Raw genomic sequence first — 2918 nt, forward strand, 5'->3', positions numbered from 1 at the left:
ATCAAGGAGTCGGCTTGGGATTTTGAGATTTCTGAAATCTGGGAGGCAAAGACTGGCAAGGAAGCCATAATCCTTGTAGATGGGGATGGTTTTGATGTAAAAAGAGCCATGGTTGACATAGAGGAAGGTTCAAGTTTAGCTAGGCTTTTTGATATAGATGTAAGTAGGAAAGGCTATGATATATCTAGAAAAGACCTCGGACTAAGCGAACGCAAATGCCTAATATGTGGCAAGCCGGCAACTAGCTGTGCTAGGTCAAGAAGACATTCAGTTGAAGAAATGCAGACCTGTATAGAAAAAATCCTAGAAGACTATCTTAGTTAATAGTCATCTAGGATTTATTTTGAATTTTTTTGATAATGGCTTGGGCTCTTTCAGACCTAATAAAGTCGTAGGTTGGTTGGGGGAGTAGGGGTTTTAGGGCATCGAAATTAGCTTCCTTGATGAGTTTTCTCACCTTTGATGCCGATATATCTTCGCCTTTTATCTTTATTCTTTCTACTAAGTCAATCTCAACTCCTGCCTTTGGAAGGGTTTCTATTAGGATTTGATTGTAAATATCAGTTGTTGATCCAGGGACTTCTGTTCCTATATATCTTTTTTTGATGCCAAGATTTTTGGCAATCTTGGTAAAAATTTCTGCATCAAGTCTAGCTTGAGCCTTTATTACATCTGGTTCATTTTTTATAAAGTAGGATGGAAATGTTGCTGATGAAATCAGGTAGTCCTTACATTCTTGGTAGATTATATTATCAAGATGGCTAGTTGACGCTATTATCAGTTCTCTTCTAGTCTTGTAGTCAAAATCAGAAAGGTCATCTGTGACAATAAAAAGGTGGACAAGGTCGTTTTCCTTGGCAGCTTTTTCTACAAGATAGAGGTGGCCCTTGGTAAAGGGATTGGCATTTATGACCATGCCTGCTACATTTTTGTAGGGCTTATCAGCTTTATTTAGGCTATCAAGGTATGAAGCGAAACCATTTTTTTCATTTTCCATAAAACAAAGAACCCCATCAACCCTAGCTATTTCATAAAAACCTAGGCTCTTAAAAAAATGAGCCGAAGCCAACTTGGCATAGAGGTAGAGTTTGTAATAGCCTCTAGAATTTGCTTCAGAAATCAAGTGGCTAATTAGGGTGTTCATTAAAGCCTCGCCCTGTCTTGAGGAATCTACAGCCAGGCTTCTGAGAGTATTTTTAAAAAGGCAGCCAGTTGCAATTACCTCTCCTTTATCAAAAATAGCTGCCAAATAATCTGTATTTTTATCTCTTTTTATGCCTTCATTAGCTAGGAGTCTATCAACCTGGTCAAGAGATTTTTTATCTGTCTTGTAAACTTCCGAAACTATGTAATTATTCATATAATCTCCTTAAATAGTAGATGGTTTTAGTTAGGGTAAAGATATCAGCCACGCCACCGCTACTGATATTGTTTTTTAAGTAATAATCGTTTAAATCTTCCAACTTATTATCGATATTGATCCCTTTAAGATGGGCCTTGTAAAGATTAAGGGCTTGATTTTGGAGAAATTTTAATGTCTTCAAATTTGACCTGGCAAGGGTGGTAGTATCGTCAATCCTTGCAAGCAAGATTAAAGTCAAAATCTCATCAGTCATTTGCTCTTTTTCATAGGCTAGGCTAAGGTCGAAAATTTCTTTGAAACCCGAAAGAGGGAAGGATCTTACGTCTTTGATGCCAAGTTTTTTGTAATGGTTTGGCTTTTGTTGTTTTTTGTAATCATTAACAAGTGGATGGGAAAAGTTTTTTATAAAGATAGGAGCTTCTTCAAAAGACTTGGACTTAAAAAGACCGTAAACTAGGATAAGGATAAGGAAAATAAAGCCCTTATAGGTATTTACTCCGCCAGTTGACTCGTACATTTTCTTTTCAATCTCCCTACCCATCACACGGAGCTGGTCGAAAGTTTCAATCCTACCCCAGTCGCTAGTTTCGATAGCGTCGCAAATAGCACTTGAAGAGGTCAGAAAGTCCTGATAGGTCATATCCTTGTGAGAACCTTGAGATTTATAATTTACACAACCAAAGGAGAGGTCGCGACTAAGCTCATCATCTACTGCAAGCTTAATAGCCTGACTAATATTTTTAATATCCATAACAATTAACACCAAGCTCCTCTGTAAGACTTGAAACTAGCAAAGAAATACTCGCAAAACTAACTTCTATTACTTTAATTATACACAAAGGGGATTTATAAGTAAATCGTTTGGAAGGGTTGTTGTATTTTGAAATACTTGTAAAGAAAAGGAGAGCTTTCGCTAGGCGAGAACTCTCCTTTTCTAAGTTATTTTGTAAATTATCCTTTAAGACCATCAGCCTGTCTTTGCATATTTTCAACGACTATGTCGTGGATATCGCCGAGGCTTGAAGCGTATTCTAGGACTTCCCATGGTTTGTTGGAGTGGAAGTGGATTTTGATTAAATCCTCATCTCCAACTGCAAGAAGGCTATCACCCTCTAGGTTATCTGAAATGTAGTCGAAGATTTCGTCTTCGTCTAGGTCTTTGTCGACTCTTGCTATTAGCATTTGGCAATCGAATTTGAATTCGATTTTTTCGCCTGGTTTAAAATTGTGCATAAGTAGTAACTCCTATTTAAAAATATTTTTTATATAATGTATAATTCAATTATTTGATAAACATTCTCATTTACATTATACCTTAGTTTCTCCTGGTTAGGTTCTTTTTTAGTTCTTCTTCTAGGTTTCTGATTTCGGCTTGAGCTTTTTCTCGGTTTTTGGCACCTTCGATTTGGATATTTCTTACTTCTTCAATTGTTGATATCAAGGCCTCATTGGTGTGTTTTATGGTTTCTACGTCTACTATTCCACGCTCTGTGGCCCTTGCGGTTTCGATTGTGTTTTGTTTTAGGGTGTCGGCGTTTTTCTTTAGTAGGTCATT

5 protein-coding genes are annotated in these 2918 nt (G+C 37.0%); 1 reads left to right on the forward strand and 4 read right to left on the reverse strand.

Annotation, left to right across the window (positions count from 1 at the left end):
• A partial coding sequence (gene citX / locus RQ893_RS08865) for a citrate lyase holo-[acyl-carrier protein] synthase (RefSeq protein WP_311482648.1) occupies window positions 1–324 on the forward strand: 324 nt, incomplete at its 5' end.
• A 7-nt stretch (window positions 325–331) separates the two neighbouring features.
• Here citX and citC read toward each other — a convergent pair.
• The 4 genes from citC to RQ893_RS08885 form a co-directional block, all read right to left on the reverse strand.
• Window positions 332–1360 (reverse strand): [citrate (pro-3S)-lyase] ligase, encoded by a 1029-nt coding sequence (citC, locus tag RQ893_RS08870; RefSeq protein WP_311482649.1) that lies wholly within the window; start codon window positions 1358–1360, stop codon window positions 332–334.
• Window positions 1353–2114: a triphosphoribosyl-dephospho-CoA synthase gene (locus RQ893_RS08875; RefSeq protein ID WP_311482650.1), complete on the reverse strand. Its 762-nt coding sequence runs from the start codon at window positions 2112–2114 to the stop codon at window positions 1353–1355. Before RQ893_RS08875 ends, citC begins: the two co-directional genes overlap by 8 nt.
• A gap of 200 nt (window positions 2115–2314) precedes the next feature.
• Window positions 2315–2596, reverse strand: a complete 282-nt coding sequence (locus RQ893_RS08880; protein ID WP_311482651.1) for a kinase to dihydroxyacetone kinase — start codon at window positions 2594–2596, stop codon at window positions 2315–2317.
• Between the two features lie 82 nt (window positions 2597–2678).
• The coding region (locus RQ893_RS08885; protein ID WP_311482652.1) for a toxic anion resistance protein at window positions 2679–2918 on the reverse strand (240 nt) is incomplete at its 5' end.

The organism is uncultured Anaerococcus sp., from assembly GCF_963510915.1.
Classification (GTDB): Bacteria; Bacillota; Clostridia; order Tissierellales; family Peptoniphilaceae; genus Anaerococcus.